At 69.8% G+C, this 19,198-nt stretch carries 18 protein-coding genes and 4 pseudogenes; 10 read left to right on the forward strand and 12 right to left on the reverse strand.

Features of this window, described 5'->3' with window-relative positions; genetic code table 11:
- Positions 1 to 217: hypothetical protein (locus ABT116_RS27170; RefSeq protein ID WP_351638949.1), on the reverse strand; the 217-nt coding region annotated here is incomplete at its 3' end.
- Between ABT116_RS27170 and ABT116_RS27175 the strand changes: the two genes are divergently transcribed.
- From ABT116_RS27175 to ABT116_RS27195, 5 genes are all read left to right on the forward strand, one after another.
- Positions 216 to 389 (forward strand): hypothetical protein, encoded by a 174-nt coding sequence (locus ABT116_RS27175; protein WP_351638951.1) that lies wholly within the window; start codon positions 216 to 218, stop codon positions 387 to 389. The two genes, ABT116_RS27170 and ABT116_RS27175, sit on opposite strands and share 2 nt — an antisense overlap.
- Positions 390 to 503: 114 nt before the next feature.
- Positions 504 to 1,571 carry a glucose-1-phosphate thymidylyltransferase gene (locus ABT116_RS27180; RefSeq protein WP_351638953.1) on the forward strand — a complete coding sequence of 356 codons (1,068 nt, stop codon included), beginning with the start codon at positions 504 to 506 and terminating at the stop codon, positions 1,569 to 1,571.
- Positions 1,568 to 2,548: a dTDP-glucose 4,6-dehydratase gene (gene rfbB / locus ABT116_RS27185; RefSeq protein WP_351638956.1), complete on the forward strand. Its 981-nt coding sequence runs from the start codon at positions 1,568 to 1,570 to the stop codon at positions 2,546 to 2,548. Before ABT116_RS27180 ends, rfbB begins: the two co-directional genes overlap by 4 nt.
- Positions 2,545 to 3,432 (forward strand): dTDP-4-dehydrorhamnose reductase, encoded by an 888-nt coding sequence (rfbD, locus tag ABT116_RS27190; protein ID WP_351638958.1) that lies wholly within the window; start codon positions 2,545 to 2,547, stop codon positions 3,430 to 3,432. The genes rfbB and rfbD overlap by 4 nt, the downstream gene beginning before the upstream one ends.
- Positions 3,419 to 4,222 carry a class I SAM-dependent methyltransferase gene (locus tag ABT116_RS27195; RefSeq protein ID WP_351638960.1) on the forward strand — a complete coding sequence of 268 codons (804 nt, stop codon included), beginning with the start codon at positions 3,419 to 3,421 and terminating at the stop codon, positions 4,220 to 4,222. The genes rfbD and ABT116_RS27195 overlap by 14 nt, the downstream gene beginning before the upstream one ends.
- Positions 4,223 to 4,421: 199 nt before the next feature.
- On the opposite strand, the gene rfbC is transcribed toward ABT116_RS27195, so the two are convergent.
- From rfbC to ABT116_RS27210, 3 genes are all read right to left on the reverse strand, one after another.
- Entirely contained in the window at positions 4,422 to 5,027 is a 606-nt protein-coding gene (gene rfbC / locus ABT116_RS27200) for a dTDP-4-dehydrorhamnose 3,5-epimerase (RefSeq protein WP_351638963.1), read from the reverse strand.
- 4 nt (positions 5,028 to 5,031) lie between these two features.
- Positions 5,032 to 6,975 (reverse strand): glycosyltransferase family 2 protein, encoded by a 1,944-nt coding sequence (locus ABT116_RS27205; protein WP_351638966.1) that lies wholly within the window; start codon positions 6,973 to 6,975, stop codon positions 5,032 to 5,034.
- Positions 6,976 to 7,145: 170 nt separating this feature from the next.
- Entirely contained in the window at positions 7,146 to 9,041 is a 1,896-nt protein-coding gene (locus ABT116_RS27210) for a TerD family protein (protein ID WP_351638968.1), read from the reverse strand.
- Between the two features lie 95 nt (positions 9,042 to 9,136).
- Here ABT116_RS27210 and ABT116_RS27215 point away from each other — a divergent pair, with 95 nt between their 5' ends.
- Together ABT116_RS27215 and ABT116_RS27220 are read left to right on the forward strand one after the other, a co-directional pair.
- Positions 9,137 to 9,646: a metallophosphoesterase family protein gene (locus ABT116_RS27215; protein ID WP_351638971.1), complete on the forward strand. Its 510-nt coding sequence runs from the start codon at positions 9,137 to 9,139 to the stop codon at positions 9,644 to 9,646.
- A 33-nt stretch (positions 9,647 to 9,679) separates the two neighbouring features.
- Entirely contained in the window at positions 9,680 to 10,501 is an 822-nt protein-coding gene (locus tag ABT116_RS27220; protein ID WP_351638973.1) for a class I SAM-dependent methyltransferase, read from the forward strand.
- 124 nt (positions 10,502 to 10,625) lie between these two features.
- On the opposite strand, the gene ABT116_RS27225 is transcribed toward ABT116_RS27220, so the two are convergent.
- The 3 genes and pseudogenes from ABT116_RS27225 to ABT116_RS27235 form a co-directional block, all read right to left on the reverse strand.
- Positions 10,626 to 11,825 carry an MFS transporter gene (locus tag ABT116_RS27225; RefSeq protein WP_351638976.1) on the reverse strand — a complete coding sequence of 400 codons (1,200 nt, stop codon included), beginning with the start codon at positions 11,823 to 11,825 and terminating at the stop codon, positions 10,626 to 10,628.
- An 80-nt stretch (positions 11,826 to 11,905) separates the two neighbouring features.
- Positions 11,906 to 12,841 carry an EamA family transporter gene (locus ABT116_RS27230; protein ID WP_351638979.1) on the reverse strand — a complete coding sequence of 312 codons (936 nt, stop codon included), beginning with the start codon at positions 12,839 to 12,841 and terminating at the stop codon, positions 11,906 to 11,908.
- Between the two features lie 99 nt (positions 12,842 to 12,940).
- Positions 12,941 to 13,069 (reverse strand): annotated as a pseudogene (locus ABT116_RS27235) (mycothiol-dependent nitroreductase Rv2466c family protein); the annotation flags it as partial.
- Between the two features lie 248 nt (positions 13,070 to 13,317).
- On the opposite strand from ABT116_RS27235, the gene ABT116_RS27240 reads away from it, so the two are divergent.
- On the forward strand, positions 13,318 to 14,205 hold the full coding sequence (locus tag ABT116_RS27240) for a LysR family transcriptional regulator (protein ID WP_351638985.1): 888 nt from the start codon (positions 13,318 to 13,320) through the stop codon (positions 14,203 to 14,205).
- A gap of 15 nt (positions 14,206 to 14,220) precedes the next feature.
- On the opposite strand, the pseudogene ABT116_RS27245 reads toward ABT116_RS27240, so the two are convergent.
- Positions 14,221 to 14,570, reverse strand: a pseudogene (locus tag ABT116_RS27245) (methylenetetrahydrofolate reductase); the annotation flags it as partial.
- A gap of 123 nt (positions 14,571 to 14,693) precedes the next feature.
- Here ABT116_RS27245 and ABT116_RS27250 point away from each other — a divergent pair.
- Entirely contained in the window at positions 14,694 to 15,410 is a 717-nt protein-coding gene (locus ABT116_RS27250; protein ID WP_351638989.1) for a VOC family protein, read from the forward strand.
- Between the two features lie 61 nt (positions 15,411 to 15,471).
- Here the strand turns inward: ABT116_RS27250 and ABT116_RS27255 are convergent, their stop codons facing one another.
- The 4 genes and pseudogenes from ABT116_RS27255 to ABT116_RS27270 all read right to left on the reverse strand — a co-directional run.
- Positions 15,472 to 16,077: a carboxymuconolactone decarboxylase family protein gene (locus tag ABT116_RS27255; protein ID WP_351638995.1), complete on the reverse strand. Its 606-nt coding sequence runs from the start codon at positions 16,075 to 16,077 to the stop codon at positions 15,472 to 15,474.
- 75 nt (positions 16,078 to 16,152) lie between these two features.
- Positions 16,153 to 17,205 carry an alcohol dehydrogenase catalytic domain-containing protein gene (locus ABT116_RS27260; protein WP_351639000.1) on the reverse strand — a complete coding sequence of 351 codons (1,053 nt, stop codon included), beginning with the start codon at positions 17,203 to 17,205 and terminating at the stop codon, positions 16,153 to 16,155.
- Between the two features lie 24 nt (positions 17,206 to 17,229).
- Entirely contained in the window at positions 17,230 to 18,237 is a 1,008-nt protein-coding gene (locus tag ABT116_RS27265; RefSeq protein ID WP_351639004.1) for an NADP-dependent oxidoreductase, read from the reverse strand.
- 133 nt (positions 18,238 to 18,370) lie between these two features.
- A pseudogene (locus ABT116_RS27270) lies at positions 18,371 to 18,553 on the reverse strand (putative quinol monooxygenase); the annotation flags it as partial.
- Between ABT116_RS27270 and ABT116_RS27275 the strand changes: the two are divergent.
- A pseudogene (locus ABT116_RS27275) lies at positions 18,553 to 19,198 on the forward strand (acetolactate synthase large subunit family protein); the annotation flags it as partial. The pseudogenes ABT116_RS27270 and ABT116_RS27275 overlap by 1 nt on opposite strands.

A 19,198-nucleotide genomic window follows, 5' to 3' on the forward strand; every position in this document is an offset into this window, starting at 1 on the left:
GGGCGAGATCTACGGCGTGCTGTCGGCGGCCGACGTGGAACGGGCCTTCGTGAAGGCGATGGCGAGGCCCAGCTGAGATGGCAAAATCGAACGCCACGTGGGGGAAGAGGAGTTCGGCGCGACCGCGCAGGTGTTCCGCGCCGGGTTTGTTCGGTTTTTCGCCGGGCACTCGAACAGCAGTGGAATCAGAAGGAAGATGATGAGTCGTGGAGTCCATGGACACCAGTGAGAAGCCCGTCGTCCGTCACTACGAGACCGGCTGGTCGAAGGCCCGCCGCCTGCGCGGAAAGGCCGCGCTGCGGACCTGCCTCCCCGCCGTCGGGGACCGGGGCACCCCCGGGACGATGCGCTCCGGGCCGGAGTGGAACATCGTCCGGGGTGAGGACTGATACCCCCTGATACCCCTCCGCACGACCGCGCGGTGACCATCCGAGCAACTCCGCGCGTCGGCAACCAAAAGAAGTGATGTTCACATCCGCCGGTTCACGACTAAGGTGAACCGAATGAAGGCTCTCGTGCTGTCCGGCGGCGCAGGAACAAGACTGAGGCCGATCACGCACACGTCGGCCAAGCAACTCGTGCCCGTGGCCAACAAGCCCGTGCTGTTCTATGGGTTGGAGTCGATCGCCGAGGCCGGCATCACCGAAGTGGGCATGATCGTCGGGGAGACGGCCGCGGAGATCGAGGAGGCGGTAGGGGACGGGTCGAAGTTCGGCCTCGACGTCACCTACATCCCCCAGGAGCGGCCCCTCGGGCTGGCCCATGCGGTGCTGATCGCCCGGGACTACCTCGGTGACGACGACTTCGTGATGTACCTCGGCGACAACTTCATCGTCGGCGGCATCACCGGCCTCGTCGACGAGTTCCGCGACAACCGGCCCGATGCCCAGATCCTGCTCACCCGCGTCGCCGACCCGCGCGCCTTCGGAGTCGCCGAACTCGACCCGTCCGGCCAGGTCATCGGCTTGGAGGAGAAGCCCGACCAGCCCAAGAGCGACCTCGCGCTGGTCGGCGTCTACATGTTCACGCCCCTCATCCACGAGGCGGTCCGCGCCATCGAACCCTCCTGGCGCGGCGAGCTGGAGATCACCCACGCCATCCAGCGCCTGATCGACACCCGCGCCGACGTGCGCTCCACGGTCGTCAAGGGCTACTGGAAGGACACCGGCAACGTCGGCGACATGCTCGAGGTGAACCGCACGGTCCTCGAAGCGATGGAGCGCCGCATCGACGGCGAGGTGGACGACGCCTCGGAGACCATCGGGCGCGTCGTCCTGGAGGAGGGCGCGCGGATCGTGGGCTCCCGTGTCGTCGGGCCGGTCGTCATCGGCTCGGGCACCGTCGTCAGCAACTCCTACATCGGCCCCTTCACCTCCGTCGCCGAGAACTGCCGCATCACCGACAGCGAGCTGGAGTTCTCCATCGTGCTGCGGGACTCCTCGATCCAGGGCGTCGGCCGGATCGAGGCCTCGCTGATCGGCCGGCACGTCGAGGTGACCCCCGCCCCCAGCGTCCCCAGCGCCCACCGCCTCGTCCTCGGAGACCACAGCAAGGTGCAGATCACTTCATGAACCTCCTCGTCACCGGCGCCGCCGGCTTCATCGGCTCCCGCTACGTCCGCGCCCTGCTCGCCTCGGACGCGCCCGACGCGCCGCGCATCACCGTGCTGGACAAGCTCACCTACGCCGGCACCCTCGACAACCTCGAACTGACCCACCCGCGGCTGGAGTTCGCGCAGGGCGACATCTGCGACGCCGAACTCGTAGACAAGCTGATGGCCGACGCGGACCAGGTCGTGCACTTCGCCGCCGAGTCCCATGTCGACCGATCCATCAGCGGCGCCGCCGACTTCGTCCGCACCAACGTCCTCGGCACCCAGACCCTGCTGGACGCCGCCCTGCGCCACGGCGTGGGCCCCTTCGTGCACGTCTCCACCGACGAGGTCTACGGCTCCATCGAGACCGGCTCCTGGCCGGAGGACCACCCGCTCCAGCCGAACTCGCCGTACTCGGCCTCCAAGGCCTCATCCGACCTGCTCGCGCTGGCCTACCACCGCACCCACGGCCTGGACGTGCGCGTCACGCGCTGCTCCAACAACTACGGCCCGCACCAGTTCCCCGAGAAGGTCATCCCGCTGTTCGTCACCAACCTCCTCGACGGCCACAAGGTGCCGCTGTACGGCGAGGGCCGCAACGTCCGCGACTGGCTGCACGTCGACGACCACTGCCAGGGCGTCGACCTCGCCCGCACCAAGGGCCGGCCCGGTGAGGTCTACAACATCGGCGGCGGCACCGAACTCACCAACAAGGAACTCACCGGCCTCCTCCTGGACGCGTGTGGGGCGGACTGGGACCGGGTGGAGTACGTCGAGGACCGCAAGGGCCACGACCTGCGCTACTCCGTCGACTGCTCCAAGGCCCGCGACGAACTCGGCTACCGCCCCCGCCACGACTTCACCACCGGCCTCGCCGAGACCGTCGCCTGGTACCGCGACAACCGCGCCTGGTGGGAGCCCCTGAAGCAGCGCGTCGCCCAGGAGCGGGCATGACGTGGCTGATCACCGGTGCGGGCGGGATGCTCGGCCGTGACGTCGTCGAGGAGCTGACGAGCCGCGGCGAGAGCGTCGTCGGCCTCGACCGCGCCGCCCTGGACGTCACGGACCCCTCGGCCGTCGACGCCGCCGTACGGCAGCACCGTCCCGACCTCGTCGTGAACTGCGCCGCCTACACGGCCGTCGACGACGCCGAGACCGACGAGGCCCGCGCCCTGGCGATCAACGGCGACGGCCCGCGCCTGCTGGCCCGCTCCTGCGCCGCGCACGGCGCCCGCCTGATCCACGTCTCCACGGACTACGTCTTCTCCGGCGAGGCCCGCACCACCCCCTACCCGGAGGATCACCCGACCGGCCCGCGCACCGCGTACGGCCGGACCAAGCTGGCCGGGGAACGGGCCGTACTGGAGGAGCTCCCCGGTGCGAGCGCGATCGTGCGCACGGCGTGGCTGTACGGCGTCCACGGCGGCAACTTCGTACGGACCATGATCGGACTGGAGGCCCGCCGGGACACCCTCGACGTCGTCGACGACCAGCGCGGGCAGCCCACCTGGAGCGCTGACGTCGCCGAGCGGATCGCGGACCTCGGCCCCCGGCTCGGCCCCGGCGCGCACGGGATCTTCCACGCGACCAGCTCCGGCGAGGCCACCTGGTACGACCTCGCCCGCGAGGTGTTCTCCCTCATCGGCGCCGACCCGGACCGGGTGCGCCCCACCAGCAGCGCGGCCTTCCCCCGGCCGGCGCCCCGCCCGGCGTACAGCGCCCTCGCGCACCGGCGGTGGCAGGACATCGGCCTGCCGCCGCCCCGCGACTGGCGCTCCGCCCTGCACGAAGCACTGCCCCGCATCCGCAAGGAAGGTCTTCCTCGTGAAACGCCATGAGTTCCTCCGGGAACTGCACAAGGTCAGCGCCAATCGCAACTACCTGGAGATCGGCGTCAACGACGGGCGCAGCCTGACGCTGTCCCGCGTCCCCAGCATCGCGATCGACCCCGCCTTCAAGGTGGTCTCGGAGCTGCGGTGCGACGTCCACCTGGTGAAGGCCACCAGCGACGACTTCTTCGCGCGTGAGAATCCGCTCCAGCACCTCAAGGGCGGCCGTCACCCGCTGCGCAACCTGCGCCGCGGCCGCAGCCCGATCGGCTACTGGCGGCGCACGACGCTGGACCTGTCGTTCATCGACGGCATGCACCTCTTCGAGTTCGCGCTGCGCGACTTCATGAACGTCGAGAAGTACTCGGACTGGGGCAGTGTGATCGTCCTCGACGACATGCTGCCGCGCAGCATCGACGAGGCGGCCAGGGACCGGCACACCAACGCCTGGACCGGCGACGTCTACAAGATCACCGAGGTCCTGGCGCGCTACCGTCCCGACCTGGTCACGGTCCAGGTGGACACCGCACCCACCGGCCAGCTCGTCGTCTTCGGCGCCGACCCGAACAACCGGGTCCTGCACGACAAGTACGACGAGATCATGGCCGAGTACAAGATCCCCGACCCGCAGAAGGTCCCCGAGGCGATCCTGGAACGGGCCGGCGCGGTCCGCCCCGAAACCCTCCTGGAAGCGGGCTTCTGGCGGCCCCTCACCCAGGCCCGCAACCGCGGCCTGCCCCGCTCCGTCGGCTGGGAGCCCCTGCGCAAGGCCCTGCAGCAGGTCGGCGTCAGCCGCTGAACGACGGCGCCGGCCACCGCCGGGGGCGGCCGGCGCCGACACCTTCCCGGCCCGACGTGACACAGGCGCGGACGCGGGAAAATCCGGCCCGGCCTGCAGGCCACAGGCCCGGACGCGGGAAACACTGGCGCTGCACGCGACACAGGCCCGGACGCTGCACGCGTCCGGGCCTGCGGTGTGTCCCAGGGTCGGCCGAGGGCTACGTCCCCTGCCCGCCCCGCAGTTCCTCGTAGTAGGCCAGGCAGGCCTCGTACGACGGCAGCAGCCCCCGCCGCTCCGCCTCGGCCAGGGTCGGGGCCTGCTCGTCCTTGGGGGAGAGGAGCGGGGTGATGCCCTCGGGCCACTCGATCCCCAGGGCCGGGTCGAGGGGGTGGATGCCGTGTTCGCGGCCCGGGGCGTAGCCCTCCGAGCACAGGTAGACCACCGTCGCGTCATCCGTGAGGGCCATGAAGGCGTGGCCGAGGCCTTCCGCGAGGAACACCGCGTGCCGCGTGTCGTCGTCGAGCCGTACGGCCTCCCACGCGCCGTAGGTGGGGGAGCCCACGCGGATGTCGATCACCACGTCCAGGACGGCACCGCGTACACACGTGACGTACTTGGCCTGGCCGGGCGGCACGTCGGCAAAGTGCACGCCCCGCAGCACGCCCCGCCGCGAGACCGAGCAGTTGGCCTGCGCCAGGGACAGGCCGTGCCCCGTCGCCTCGCGGAACTCGGCACCGCGGTACCACTCGTGGAAGCTGCCCCGGTCGTCCGGGAAGATCTTGGGTTCCAGGACCCACGCGCCCTCTATCCCCAGGGGTCGCATGCCGTCACCGTCCTCCGGCCTTGATACGGGAATTCACCTTCCGGCGCGCGGCACCGAGCACGCGGCGCGCCCGCCGGGCCAGCCGCAGCGCGACACCGGGCCCCGGCGCCGGCGTCACCAGCACGCTCCCGCCCCCGGCCCGCAGCGCGAACGGCAGGCCGGTGAAGCGAGCCCCCTCGGCGCGGGGGTTCAGGCACACGGCCACCCGCCACACGTCGCCCGAGAGGCCCTCGGCGGGCAGGTCCGCCGCCAGCAGCGAACCCGGCCGATCCGCGTCGGGGGAGAGGGTGCCGGGTGTCTCCAGGATCCGGCTGGAGGAGACGAACCTCAGCCGCACCTCCCTGTCACCCGTGACGTACACCGGGAGCACGACACGGATCCGCCCGTCGGAGACGGTGACGTCCCCCAACTGCACGCGGCCCAGCCCGAGCCGCTTGCCGCGCGCGCCGAGCTCCAGGGAGAGGTTGCCGTGCGGTTCGGTCCAGTACGGCAGCACCGGGCGGTCGCCGACGACTCCCGCGTGGGGCGTGGGCCGGTCCTCGCGCGGCGCCGGGCCCAGCCGGCACTCCTTGGTCCAGCCGCCCGACTTCACCCGGACGAGCGCGTCCCAGGCGCCGTCGCGGGGCAGGTCGTCCGGGTCGACGGTGGCGGTCGCCCGCAGCACCAGCCGGACCTCCTCGCCGTCGCCGACCGGCACCGTCTCCCGCGTGAACTCCACCGGCTGGAAGTACTGCGCGGCGCTGGAGCGCTCCCGCAGCAGCAGATCGGCCGTGGCCTGCCCGAACCGCGCGGCGGTCTCCGAGGCCACCCACCGCACCGCCTCGGTGACGTCCTTCGGCACGTCGGTGAGCGGGGCGGCCCCGGCGTCGGCGGGGAACAGCATCGGCTCGCCGCCGGACAGGTACTCGGCCGTGAAGCCGATACGGAGCGAGCCGTCGCGCCACTCGATGTCCCCGGGGGCCGCGGCGGGGGCGACGCCCGCCTCCCACTCCGCGAAGGCCACCACGTCGTCGTAGCGGTCGGCGGCGGTCAGCGCGGCGATGACCTGCTGCGTCGGCTGCAGTCCGGCGGCGACACCGGGCCCGAAGCGCTCGACCACGACCTCGTGGATCTCCCCGAACAGCTCCCTGCGGTAGTCGTCCGGCAGGTTCAGCAGGCGCCGGGACCGCAGCCGCTCTACCATCTCCACGCGCAGCCAGCGCCGGAACAGCCGGTCGCGCACCGGGCCGGGTTCCGTGTACCGCTCGACGACGTCGAGGGCCTCGCGCAGGTTGTTGAAGTAGCCGACGGGGTCGAAGCGTTCGAAGCCGGCGTTGGAGCCGTCGTCCCGACGGATGTGGTAGTAGCAGACGTAGTCGCTGAGCACCGAGACGTTCTCCGCGCGCAGATACGCCTCGGCGATGAAGACGTGGTCCTCCAGTCGCCGCCTGCCCTCGGGAAAGCGCAGGCCGATGCGGTCCAGGAAGGCCCGGCGGAGCATCTTGTGCGGGGTGAGGCTGTCGATGAGCGGGGCGTTCTCGACGGTGGCGCGCGGGCGGTTGCGGCGGAACAGCTCCACCGGCACCCCACGGTTCTTGCCGGCCATCTTGCCCACGACGACATCGGCGCCGTTGGCCACGCCGTAGTCGTACATCCGCTCCAGGGCCTCGTCGCCGAGATAGTCGTCGTTGTCGACGAACATCACGAACTCGCCCCGGGACGCCTCGATGCCGACGTTGCGGGGCTTGCCCGACCAGCCGGAGTTCTCCTGGTGGATGACCTTCATCCGGGGGTCCTCGGCGGCGAGCGCGTCGAGCCGGGCCGGGGTCTCGTCGGTCGAGCCGTCGTCGACGAAGATCACCTCGAGCTCGTCGGGAGGCAGCGACTGCCGCTGCAGCGAGGAGATGCAGTCCTCGATGTAGATCCCCGGGTTGTACACGGGGACGATGACGCTGACCTTGACCGGCATCGGGTTTCCGGGCCCCTTCGGGTCGCTTGCCGTAGACGTCCTTTTGTACTGCGTGTTGCCCGATGCTAACCCGCTCGGCGAGGTCGCCTCACCTTTCGAGACCTCGCCGTGATCATCTCCGCCGACGGCAACTGAGCTGCGCTGTCTGTCTGTTCGCGGTCAAGGTGTAGTCAGTCCGAGACATCCACACCATAGCTCCGGGCGAGGGCATCCAGCCCTTGGTCGTACCCCTGCCCCACGGTGCGCAGGCGCCACAGCGGGCCGCGACGGTAGAGCTCGGCGAGCAGCAGGGTGCGCTCGGTGGTCGCGGCGTCCAGGGTGGCCTGGACCAGGGGTGCGGCGCTGGGGCCCGGTCCGGAGCTGATGTGGATCGCGCCGACGTCACCGAACGCGGGCGAGCCGTCGATGGCGGCGGCGACCACGACCTTGCAGGCCGAGGGCGGCAGCGCGGCGAGATCGACGCCGATCGTCTGCTCGGTCGGCCCGTCACTGTGCAGCCGCACAGTCCCGCCCGGGTTCTCCGGCGCGCCGTAGAAGACGAAGTCCTCGTCGAAGCAGACCTGTTCGTCCTCGTCGACGACGAAGGCGACCACGTCGATCTCGCACGACGTCTGCTGCGCCCAGCTGGCGGTGACGGTCCAGGGGACCGCGGCGGCGGATCCGCCCGGCTGCGGCAGGTCGATGACACCGCCGCGCGGGAGGACCCGCGGCGCCATCGGCCCGCCGCCCTGCCGGGGGAGCGGGGTGATGACGGGGGCGGCGAGCCACGCCGCCTCGTGTGTGGGGAAGGCGAGGGCGGTGATCCGCTTCATCCGGCGGTCCTGTTCGCCGCCCTCCAGGAGTACGACGTCGGTGACGCTGGAGGAGAGGTTGATCGCCGCTGCCCCGCCGAGCTCGACGATCCGGCCGCGCGCCGCGACGGCGTCGGGGTGCGTGCCACCGAGTACCAGGACGCGCCGCCCGCAGAGGGGACGGTCCCGGTCGGCCGGGTGTGCCGGACGCGGTGACGTGGACGGTGCCGATGACGCCGGCCCGGGGAGGACGGCGGCGGGCGGCGTGGGCTCCAGGACCGGCTGCGGGGTACGGGCCGGTGCGGGGGGCGTCGCGGGCGAGGGGATCGTGACTTCCGGGCTTCGTGTCCGCTCGTGCGGTGTCCCCGGCCGTACGTCCCCCAGCAGCCTCACGAACGTGGACTCGTCGAGCACGGGCACCCCCTCGGCCAGCGCGCGACGTGCCTTGCCGGAGCCGGACGAGGCGTCGTTGGTGACCAGTGCGCTGGTGTGCCGGCTGACGGACGCCATGAGGTTCAGCCCGGCCTCGACGGCCTGCCGCTCCAGCTCCGCGCGCGGCGTCAGCGTCTCACCGGTGATCGCGACCTTCATGCCCTGCACCAGTGGCCCGCCCGGCTCCGGCCGCCCCGGATTGCGGTAGGAGCACGGCGTCTTGGGCGTCCGGGGAGCGAACCGGGAGTCCTGGCGGGGCGGGCAGGACACGAACGGCAACGGCAGTTCGAGGCGCGCCGCCTCCCGGAGCGAGGCACGCAGCACACCCACCAGCACCCGGGTGTCGTCGAGCGCGTCGTGTGCCCTGACCTGGGGGACGCCGTAGTGGGCGGCGAGCGTGCCCAGTCGGAGATCCTCGGTCGGGGGATCGACCCGGCGGTTCAGAGCGAGGGTGCACAGGCGCCGGGCCACCGGCAGCGCGGTGCCGGCCCGGGCGAACTCGTGGGCGAGGAAGTCGTAGTCGAACTGCGCGTTGTGCGCGACGAGCACCCGGTCCCGCAGCATCTCGGCGATCCGCGACGCGACCTGGTCGAAGACCGGCGCACCGCGCAGTCTCTCGGCCGTGAGCCCGTGGACATGCACCGGCCCGGGATCGCATCCGGGGTCGAGGAGCGTCGAGAACTCCTCCGTCTGCTCCCCGTCCGGCCCCAGCACCACCACGGCCACCGACAGCACCCGGTCTCGACGGGCGACGAGCCCCGACGTCTCCACGTCGAGCACCGCCCAGTCGTGGGCGTAGTCGCGCAGGCCGGGCTCATCGAAGGCAGGGGAGAGGAGAGACATGGAGGAAGGATGGAGGGATCTTCACCGCCCCTTCAACCCGGATGCCGATTCATCCGTATAAGTGGATGGTGAACGGCACCCTCTAGGGTGAGGATGTGCGACTGCTCCTGATGTCCGACACCCACCTGCCCAGGCGCGCCAAGGTCCTTCCCGACCCCCTGCTCGCCGAGATCCACCACGCCGATGTCGTGTTCCACGCCGGCGACTGGGTCGACACGGACACCCTCGATCTGCTGGAGGCCCGCTGTCGCAGGCTCGTCGGGGTGTACGGCAACAACGACGGGCCGGATCTGCGCGCCCGGCTGCCGGAGGTGGCGTACGCGGAGCTGGGCGGGGTGCGCTTCGGCGTGATCCACGAGACGGGGTCCAAGCAGGGGCGGGAGCAGCGGTGCGCCGCCCGCTTCCCCGATCTGGACGTGCTGGTCTTCGGCCACAGCCACATCCCCTGGGACTCCACGGCCCCCACCGGCCTGCGCCTGCTGAACCCGGGCTCCCCGACGGACCGCCGCCGTCAGCCCCACTGCACGTACATGACCGCCACGGTCGCTGACGGGCGGCTCACGGACGTGGAACTGCACCGGCTGCCGCCCCGCACACCGCGCTGAACCGCCCCACCGCGCCCGTGGCATGATCGCCGCATGGGTCAGGACGAGGGGTACCTCCTGGACAACCGGCAGGCCGAGGCCGGCACGCGCTTCGACGCGCTGGCGGCCCTCTTCGACGCCTCGACGTTCCGGCACGTCGAGACGGCCGGGATCGCCGAGGGCTGGCGGTGCTGGGAGGTCGGGGCCGGCGGGCCGAGTGTCGCTGCGTGGCTGCGCGAGCGCGTCGGACCGGCCGGGCGGGTGCTCGCCACCGACATCGACGTGTCCTGGACCGGGACGGACGCCACCGAGGGGGTCGAAGTACTCCGGCACGACGTCGGCCGCGACGCCCCTCCGCCCGGCCCCTTCGACCTGGTGCACGCCCGTCTCGTGCTGGTCCACGTCACCGAGCGCGACGCCGCGCTGCGCTCCATGGTGCAGGCACTGCGACCCGGTGGAGTCCTGCTGGTCGAGGACGCCGACCCCGCGCTGCAGCCGCTGATCTGCCCCGACGAGCACGGTTCCGAGCAGCGGCGGGCCAACCGGCTCCGTACCGGCTTCCGGGAACTGCTGCGGCAGCGCGGCGCAGATCTCTCCTACGGGCGCAGACTGCCGAGGTTGCTGCGCGAGGCGGGCCTCGTGGACGTCGAGGCCGACGCCTACTTCCCGGTCACCTCGCCCGCCTGCGATGTCCTGGAGGCGGCCACCGTCCGGCAGGTCCGGGACCGGCTCGTCGCCGCGGGCCTCGCCACGGACGAGGAGATCGACGGGCATCTCGCCGCAGTGGAGGCGGGACGCCTGGACCTGGCCACCTCGCCGATGATCTCGGCCTGGGGCCGCAGGCCGGCCGGCGACGGCTCCCAGCGACGCGACTAGTGCTGTGACCGGGAAGGTTCACCGGGTTGGCGGCTGGGGCGGTGGTTCACCGGGTTGGCGGCTGGGGCGGTTGGGCGGTCAAGACCAGCACCTTCGCTGCGGCCCGTCATGGCGCTTTACGCGATCATGCGGAGCCGGAGACGGCACTGGCGGCCTTGCGGCCGGTGGCAAGCCTGAGGAGCAGTGAAGCCCCGGTCAGCGCCACACCGAACCACACGACACTGGTGACACCGATATGGTCGGCGAGCAGTCCGCCCAGAAGCGCTCCGACCGCGATGGACGTGTTGTAGGCCATGGTGTTGAGCGACATCGCCGCTTCGAAGGTCTCGGGCGCCGCAGCGAGGGTCATGTTGACCTGGCTCAACTGCACGGCGCCGAAGGAGATCCCCCAGAGGATCAGCGCGACGACCGCGCCCGCCTTCCCGCCGCCGATCGTGAGCAGCGACAGCAGGGCCGCGATGAGTCCCACGCCGCCGACGACGAAGGTGCCCCTCGGACTCTTGCTCACCGTGTATCCGGCGACGAAGTTTCCGACGGCACCTCCGATACCGAAGAGGATCAGCACGACGGTGATGAAGGCGGCTGTGGCCGATGCACTGTCTTCCAGGAAGGGCCGCACGAAGGTGTACGCCCCGAAATGGCCGAGCACGAAGAAGACGATGATGAACAGAATCGTCCGAAGCTGCACGTTCTTGAACGGGAGCCCGAAGACTTCCCGGACCGAAACCGCGTTCTCCGACGGAAGCGACGGGATGGTGGCAGTGACGGCGAGGAACACCAGCACGCTGAGGCCGGCCCAGATGACGAACGTGGTGCGCCAGTCGGTGACGCTCTCGATGACGGTGCCCAGCGGGATGCCCACCACGGTGGCGATCGAGATGCCGGACATCACGACCGCGGCCGCCCTGCTCGCCTGCCGCTCCGGCACGATGCGGATGGCCATGCTTACGCCGATCGCCCAGAAGACACCGCTGGCGAATCCCATGAGGAGCCGCGTAGTCAGGATCAGCGCGTAGCTCGGCGAGATGGCGGTGACGAGGTTGCCCAGAGCCAGGACCGCCAGCAGCGTGGACAGCAGCAGGCGCCGATTGACGCGCCTGGTCCAGGCCACGATGAAGGGTACGCCCAACCCCGCCGCGACACCCTGCGCCGTGACCATCAGCCCGGCGACACCCACGGAGATGTCCAGACTGTCGCTCAGCGGTGTGAGCAGGCCGACGGGCATCAGCTCAGTGGTGAGGAAGACGAACAGACTCGCCGTGATGGCAGCAACACCGAGCCATGCCCGTAATGCCGAGGGCGGGCGTTCTTCCTGAACGATCATTTCCTGCTGCGTGGCCACTTCTTCGCTCCGATGAATTCAGGTGATGAGGCTTGCGGAAGTTTCCAGTTCCCTTCACCGGGTCAATGCACCGACTCGGTTCGGGTCCCGCCGGTCTTGTCATGGTGAAGAGGTTCATGGGCGCCGGGCTGCCGCGGCCGGACGGGCCGGGGTTGCGCGAGCAGCATCGCCGTGAGAATCGAAACGACGCCGATCAGCTGCAGAATCGACAACGTCTCGCGGAGAAACACGTATCCGAGGAGAGTCGCCACGATCGGGCTGCCCAGGACCAGGAAGGAGGCCGCCAGGGCCGGCAACCTCTCTATCCCGCGGAACCAGATCACGTAGCTGATGACTGCGCCGAGGGAGACGAGATAGGCGAACCCGAGGATGTTGGTTCCGGTGACACTTGAGGGCAGTCCTTCGACGGCCAGCGTAAAGGGCAGCAAGACCAGTCCGCCCGCGGTGAGTTGCCAGCCGGTGAAGGGAAGCAGCCCCACTCCGTCCGGTCGCCCCCACCGCTTGGTCAGCGTGATGCCGGTGGCCATGCAGGTGGCACCGCCCAGCGCCGCCCCCACACCGACGTAGTCGAGTTCCGCCGTTCCCTTGAACACGAGCAACGCGACACCGACCGCGCCGAGGACACACGCCATCACATGCGGCAGCCGGATTCTGTCGCCGATGAACAACGCCGCCAGGACGAGTACGAACATCGGCTGCGCCGACATGATCATCGCCGCGATGCCACCGGGAAGCCGATAGGCCGCGAAGAAAAGCAGGAAATTGAATGCGCCGATGTTCAGGGTCCCGAGCACCAGGGTGCGCCACAGCCACATCCCAGTCGGCAGCGTGCGGGCGAAAGCCAGCAGAAACAGCCCCCCGGGAAGCGCCCGTACGGTGGTGGCCAGCAGGGGACGGTCCGGTGGCAGCCACTCGGTCGTGACCAGATAGGTGCTTCCCCAGACCGCCGGCGCCAGTGCCGTCACACCGGCGGTGAGGAGTTGCCGCCCACACTTCATGTCGCGCCGCCTCCCATACTGGAATATCTGTCATCGACATCGCCGACGCCAGGCAGTTCAAATGCATTCATGTGGAACTGATTCCTCGATGAAGGAGGTCGCTGTTCGCGCGCCGCGCGGGTGGCTGATCACCGGGCCGAAGAACGCGATGGGCTCGCCGTCGGGGCTCGGAACATGGATGACGGGGAGGCCGACCTCCGAGCCGACGGGGTCCATGCCGGCGTGATGCTTCGGCGGAGCAATGCTCATGACGGGCTCGCCCTCTCGATTGGAGTCTGGGCGCCGCCAGCTTGATCAAGGCCGGAAGGGAGCACCGCTAGAACGGCGCACGGCACAATTCCCTGGGGAACACCGCAGGGGCCCTTCAGAAAACCCTCTGTCCAGCTGGACTTGGCACACGCACAGTCTCAGCCCGGAGCCATCCATGAGTCCAACACATGATTGTCACCTCATCTATCGTGTTACACGATGGATGTATGGAGCTTCAGCAGATGCGCTACGTCGTTGCCGTCGCCGAGACGAACAGCTTCACCCGGGCCGCCGAACGCTGTCTCGTCGTCCAGTCCGCTCTGAGTCACCAAGTCGCCCGCCTCGAGAAGGAACTTGGCGCGAGACTCTTCGAGCGCACCAGCCGCCGGGTACGACTGACACCGGCTGGTGCGGCGTTCCTTCCCGCAGCCCGGCAGTGTCTGGAAGCCGCCGAGCGCGCGGCCAACGAGGTCGCCGCGGCAATCGGCGAGGTACGTGGACGGCTGGCCGTGGGCCTCATCCCGTCCGTCGCCGCAGTTGACATCCCGGGCGCCCTGCGTGACTTCAACCAGCGGTACCCGAACGTGCGCATCAGCCTGAGCGTGGGCGCGAGCGACGGACTTGTCGAGCAGGTCAGGAGGGGAGGCATCGAGGTGGCCTTCCTCGGACTGCCGCCCACGGTGCGTCCCGAAGGCGTCAACTCCCGTGAACTGGCCCATGACCGGCTCGTCGCCGTGGTCGGGCCGGACCATCCCCTGGCCCAGGAGCCGTCGGTCGATCTGCGCAGGCTGTCCTCCGAGGTGTTCGTGGACCTGCCGGCCAGGACAGCCGGACGTGTCCAGTCCGACCTGGCCTTCTCAGCCGCCGGCATCCACCGCGACGTCGCCTTCGAGGTAACCAACGCCGACTTCCTGGCGCGACTGGTCGGGCAGGGTCTCGGCGTCGCCATGCTCCCCTCCGCCTACGTGGCTCAGCTCACCGGGGTCACCACCATCGAGGTCACCGACGCGCCGACCCGCGTCGAGCACATCATCTGGAGCCGCGACAACCGCACACCCGCGGCCACCGCTTTCCTCTCCATCCTCGGCATCCCGGTCGACGACGACACGGAGTGAGGGAGGCCGCCGTCAGCCCGCGGCAGCCACTCTGTCGCGCAGACGCAGACAGGCCTCGACGTCGAAGAACATCAGGGTGATCGCATAGTCGGCGCCGCCCGGCACTTGCCGACGGAGTGCCGGATGCCGCTCTCCCATTCCGGTGAGCGCGGATGACGTTCAGGGAAGGCCGCCACGCCGAGCCCGAGGCTTCCGGGACCCAGGGCGCGTTCGGATAGCCGGGCGGATCACCGCGCAGGGCCAAGGACGTCCCGCACGTCGGCGTACTGGTCGATGATGTGGCGCAGTTCGGCCACGGAGTGGCCGACGGCGGTCAGACGGGCGACGGGCCGCAGCGTCGTCTCGGCCGCGATGCGTTTGGTCATGGCTCGCATCGGTGCGCTCGGAACGGGTTTGGCGCCGGCCCTGCTGCGCAGCGCAGCCGAAAAATCTCTTGCGGAGTCGTCTGAGCACTCGGTACCCAGCATCGAGACGACAAGGAGCACAGGATGACGACCCGTCTGGGTTCATTGAACGAGTTCTGCTGGATGGATTTAAAAACCCGTGACTTAGCCGGCACCGCAACTTTTTTCCGAAAGACGCTGGGCTGGTGCTTCGCGGTGGACGAGAAGGACTGGCGAAAGGCCACCAAGATAGCCATCGACGGCCACCTCATCGGCAGCGTGAGCGACCTTGCGAACCCGGTCTACCCACCGGGAACACCCGCCCACATCGCCTATTACCTGGCAGTCGACAACGTCGATCGCCGCGCCGAAGCGGCGACGGTGAACGGCGCTCGTCTTGTCGTACCTCCCTTCGACGCGGGCGACCAGGGGCGTATGGCGACACTGATCGATCCGGTGGGTGCCGCCTTCTCCCTGTGGCAGCCGCGCAACTTCACCGGCTGGCAGTTCCCGTCCCCCTTGGGGGGTGCCCCGCACCGCATGGTCCTGACGTGTGACCAGCCTGAGAAAGCCCTGCACTTCTACGGCAAGACGACGGGGACTCCTCCGGACTGTGCCGATTTCATCGCTCCATGTGGTCCCAGTGCATCCGTTCCGCGGTGGGAACTCGCGGTCGCCGTCGAGGATCTGGACAGCGTCGTCGTACGCGCACAGGAACACGGACACGACTCGGCCACCTGGTCAAAGGAAACCGGTCGTCGTGTTGCGCGGTTGAGCAGCCCGGAAGGACTGACATTCCTTGTTGGCTCCCTTGACCAGTGACCCGGCCGTCGATCAGGCGGTGCTCGCATCCTGTCCGACCCGGCGAACCTACGCGGTCACGTCATTGGCTCCCCACCTGCCCCTCCGCGAAGCCGGTGCCGTCGAAACCGGGGTCCAGTTCCACACCCGTGGCGTTCAGGAAGAAGGCCACCATGTGGTACTGCCCCACCAGCATGACGATCTCGATCAGTTCGGTCTCGTCGAAGTGCCCGGCCAGACCGGCCCAGGTGGTGTCGGACATCGTGGCGTCGCGGTTCAGCTCGTCCGCCGCGCGGATCAAGTGCCTCTGGAGGTCCGTCCAGCCAGCAGCCTCCGGCCCTTCGCCGATGCGGTCGATGTCCGCGTCCGCGACGCCCTCGGCCCTGGCCAGGGGGAGGTGCCGCCCCCACTCGTACCGCGAGCCGGTGTTCCACGCGGTACGCAGGATCAGTAACTCACGCACGTCTCCCGGCAGTCGGCCGCTGACGAGCAACTGGCCGCCGAACGGCATGAACTGCTCGTAGAGATCGGGATGGCGTACGAGCGTGGTGAAGATGTTCGGGATCCCGTCCCCGGGGTCGTGGGGAGCGATGGCCAGCAGTTCCCGGGTCCTCGGGTCCCTCTGTGCTTCGGGGAGCGGCGTCAACCGTGGACGGGTCGGTCGGGCGGCTTCGTGGCGCTGTGACATGACGGCCTCCAGTCTCCGAGGGACTCACCCTAGGAGACCGGCCGAACGCTCAGCGAGTGAAAGGCGTGAGTGGTTTCAGCCGGTCGGATCGAGCACGATCTTGCGGACGCCGCCGGAGCGGCCCGCGAACAGTTCGTACGCCGCCGGGCCTTCCGAGAGGGCGAAGCGGTGGGAGACCACGACCTCGGGCTGGAGCCGTCCGGCCCGGGTGAGGGCGAGCAGAGGAGGGAGTTCGTAGTGCACCGAGCACAGCCCGATGGCGAACTCCAGTTCCTTGATCTGCGCCAGGTACATGTGGAACGGGAACGCCTTGTTCTGGCTGACCCCGATCACACTGACCCGGCCTGCCTGCCGAACGGCCTTGAGGGCGAGTTGGATGGTGGCGTCGGAGCCCACCGCCTCCACCACGGCGTCCGGCCCGCGGCCGGATGTCATCTCCCGGATGGCCGACCGCACGTCGTCACCCTCGACCGGCTCGACGCCCAGGCCCGCGGCGAAGGCGCGGCGCTCCGCGACCAGGTCCACGCCCAATACCCGGGCGGCGCCCATCGCGAAGGCGGACTGAGCCGCCATGAGGCCGACCGGGCCGAGGCCGATGACCAGGACGGTCTCACCGGGCTGGATGCGGGCACGGCGGCAGCCGTACCAGGCGGTGGGGGCGTTGTCGGTGAGGACGACGGCCGCCTCGTCGGAGATGTCCTCGGAAAGGTGCACCAGATTGACGTCGGCGCAGGGCACGGCCAGGGCCTGCGCCTGGCTGCCCGGGAGCTTCGGACCGACTCCGTAGCAGAGCTCCGTGCTCGACGTGGCGCGTTCGCAGCGGGCGGTGAACCCGGCCGCACACTGTCCGCATTGAGCACAGCCGACGGAGGCGGGCACCAGAACCCGGTCGCCGGGCTTGAAGCGGGTGACCTGGCTGCCGGTGTCGACGACCACGCCGACGCACTCGTGTCCCGGTGTGTAGCCCAGTTCCGGGCTGAACGCGTTGCCGCCGTAGATGTGCAGGTCGCTGCCGCAGATGCCGGCCGCGGTCACCCGCACCACCGCGTCGGACGGGCTGGTGACGGCCGGGTCGGGGACGTCCCCGTAGCGGATGTCGTGACGGCCGTGGTAGGTCAGTGCCTTCATCGGATCTCTCCCTCCCCGGCCCGGTCAGTCCGCGATCTTCAGCACGAGCTTGCCGTGGTTGTCACCACGGAACAGGCGCATCAAGGTCTCGGGGAATTCCGCGACCGAGCCGGACACCACGTCCTCCAGGGACTTCAGCCGTCCCTCCGCGCGCCAGGTGGCCATCTGTGCGATGCCCTCCGCGTACCGGTCGGCGTAGTCGAACACCACGATGCCCGTCATGGAGGCGCGGTTGACCAGCAGCGAGAGGTAGTTGGCGGGGCCTTGCGGCTTGGTGCTGTTGTACTGGGAGATCGCGCCGCAGACCACGACGCGGGCGCCGCGCGCCAGCCGCAGCAGCACGGCGTCCAGAACGTCGCCGCCGACGTTGTCGAAGTACACGTCGACACCGTCGGGGGCGTGCTCGCGCAGGGCCTTGCGGACGTCCTCGCTCTGGTAGTCGATCGCGGCGTCGAACCCGAACTCGTCCACCACCATCCGGCACTTGGCCTCGCCACCGGCGATGCCGATGACCCGGCAGCCGAGGATCTTGGCGATCTGCCCGACGACGCTGCCGACGGCCCCGGCCGCTCCGGAGACCACGACGGTCTGCCCCGGCTCGGGACGCCCGACCTCGATCAGCCCGAAGTAGGCCGTCAGACCCGACATGCCGAGTGTGCCGAGGTAGGTCGGCAGCGGAGCGGCGGCGGGGTCGACCTTGGTCACGCCGCGTCCGTCCGACACGCAGTACTCCTGTACGCCGAACGTGCCGGACACATGGTCGCCGACCGCGAACCCGGAGTGCCGGGAGGCGACCACCCTCCCCACCGCACCGGCGCGCATCACCTCGTCGATCTCCACCGGGCGGATGTAGGACCTGCCCGCGTTCATCCAGCCGCGCATCGCCGGGTCGATCGACAGACAGAGCACCTGCACCAGGAACTCCCCGTCGCCCGGCTGCCCCGCCGGCTCCTCGACGTGCTTCCAGTCGGTGGGGCGCGGTTCTCCCACGGGACGTGCGGCCAGGCGTATCTGGCGGTTGATCGTGCTCATCTGCGGCGCCTCTCCTCCGGCTGCATACCGTCCAGTCGGTACGGCCGTGAGCGTACGGGTGCCCGCCCTCCGGGGCAAGAGCCGGTCCGCTACGACTTACCGCTCATGCGGGCGGCCGGTCCGGGGCAGCGAGTTAATCCTCTCCCGGCACGGCCATCTCCCCGAGGAGCGACCAGTCGTCCTGGGGGACGTTCGCATTCACGATGCGCGGCGTCTCGGCCAGATGGGGAGGCAGCGTCTGCTGCGCGGCCTTGAAGTGCGCGGACTGCACATGCGCGGCCCCGGCCTCGTCGTCGCGGAAGGCCTCGACCCGCCGACGCCAAGTCGCCGGTTCTGTACGTCGGTGGCGGCGTCATCAAGTCGGACTCCTCGCCGGAGCTGCTCGAATTGGCCGAGCTGACCGGTATCCCCGTCGTCACCACGCTGATGGCCCGCGGCGCGTTCCCGGACAGTCACGACCTCAACTGCGGTATGCCCGGAATGCACGGCACCGTCGCCGCGGTCGCCGCTCTGCAGCGTAGCGATCTACTGATCACCCTCGGCGCGCGTTTCGACGACCGCGTCACCGGTCAGCTGAATTCCTTCGCGCCCGACGCCAAGGTCATCCATGCCGACATCGACCCGGCCGAGATCGGCAAGAACCGCTACGCCGACGTCCCGATCGTGGGCGACTGCAAAGAGGTCATCACCGAACTCATCGAGGCGATCCGTGCCGACATGGCCACGGGCACCACGTTCGACCTCACCGAGTGGTGGGCGTACCTGAACGACATCCGTCGTACGTACCCGCTGAGCTACGACCGTCCCACCGACGGTCAGCTGAGCCCGGAGTACGTGATCCAGACCGTCGGCAAGCTCGCCGGACCGGATGCCATCTACTGCGCCGGCGTTGGTCAGCACCAGATGTGGGCCGCGCAGTTCGTCGGCTACGAGAAGCCGCGCACGTGGCTCAACTCGGGCG

Source organism: Streptomyces sp. NPDC002130 (assembly GCF_040296465.1).
Taxonomy (GTDB): domain Bacteria; phylum Actinomycetota; class Actinomycetes; order Streptomycetales; family Streptomycetaceae; genus Streptomyces.

Excerpts from the sequence above, each read along its gene's own strand:
- ABT116_RS27250 (WP_351638989.1), top strand. The coding sequence starts at position 14,694 with ATGACGACCCGTCTGGGTTCATTGAACGAGTTCTGCTGGATGGATTTA.
- ABT116_RS27225 (WP_351638976.1), bottom strand. The coding sequence starts at position 11,825 with ATGATCGTTCAGGAAGAACGCCCGCCCTCGGCATTACGGGCATGGCTC.
- ABT116_RS27210 (WP_351638968.1), bottom strand. The coding sequence starts at position 9,041 with ATGTCTCTCCTCTCCCCTGCCTTCGATGAGCCCGGCCTGCGCGACTAC.
- ABT116_RS27175 (WP_351638951.1), top strand. The coding sequence starts at position 216 with ATGGACACCAGTGAGAAGCCCGTCGTCCGTCACTACGAGACCGGCTGG.
- rfbB (WP_351638956.1), top strand. The coding sequence starts at position 1,568 with ATGAACCTCCTCGTCACCGGCGCCGCCGGCTTCATCGGCTCCCGCTAC.
- rfbC (WP_351638963.1), bottom strand. The coding sequence starts at position 5,027 with ATGCGACCCCTGGGGATAGAGGGCGCGTGGGTCCTGGAACCCAAGATC.
- ABT116_RS27205 (WP_351638966.1), bottom strand. The coding sequence starts at position 6,975 with ATGCCGGTCAAGGTCAGCGTCATCGTCCCCGTGTACAACCCGGGGATC.
- ABT116_RS27265 (WP_351639004.1), bottom strand. The coding sequence starts at position 18,237 with ATGAGCACGATCAACCGCCAGATACGCCTGGCCGCACGTCCCGTGGGA.
- ABT116_RS27220 (WP_351638973.1), top strand. The coding sequence starts at position 9,680 with ATGGGTCAGGACGAGGGGTACCTCCTGGACAACCGGCAGGCCGAGGCC.
- ABT116_RS27180 (WP_351638953.1), top strand. The coding sequence starts at position 504 with ATGAAGGCTCTCGTGCTGTCCGGCGGCGCAGGAACAAGACTGAGGCCG.
- ABT116_RS27260 (WP_351639000.1), bottom strand. The coding sequence starts at position 17,205 with ATGAAGGCACTGACCTACCACGGCCGTCACGACATCCGCTACGGGGAC.
- ABT116_RS27240 (WP_351638985.1), top strand. The coding sequence starts at position 13,318 with ATGGAGCTTCAGCAGATGCGCTACGTCGTTGCCGTCGCCGAGACGAAC.
- ABT116_RS27230 (WP_351638979.1), bottom strand. The coding sequence starts at position 12,841 with ATGAAGTGTGGGCGGCAACTCCTCACCGCCGGTGTGACGGCACTGGCG.
- rfbD (WP_351638958.1), top strand. The coding sequence starts at position 2,545 with ATGACGTGGCTGATCACCGGTGCGGGCGGGATGCTCGGCCGTGACGTC.
- ABT116_RS27255 (WP_351638995.1), bottom strand. The coding sequence starts at position 16,077 with ATGTCACAGCGCCACGAAGCCGCCCGACCGACCCGTCCACGGTTGACG.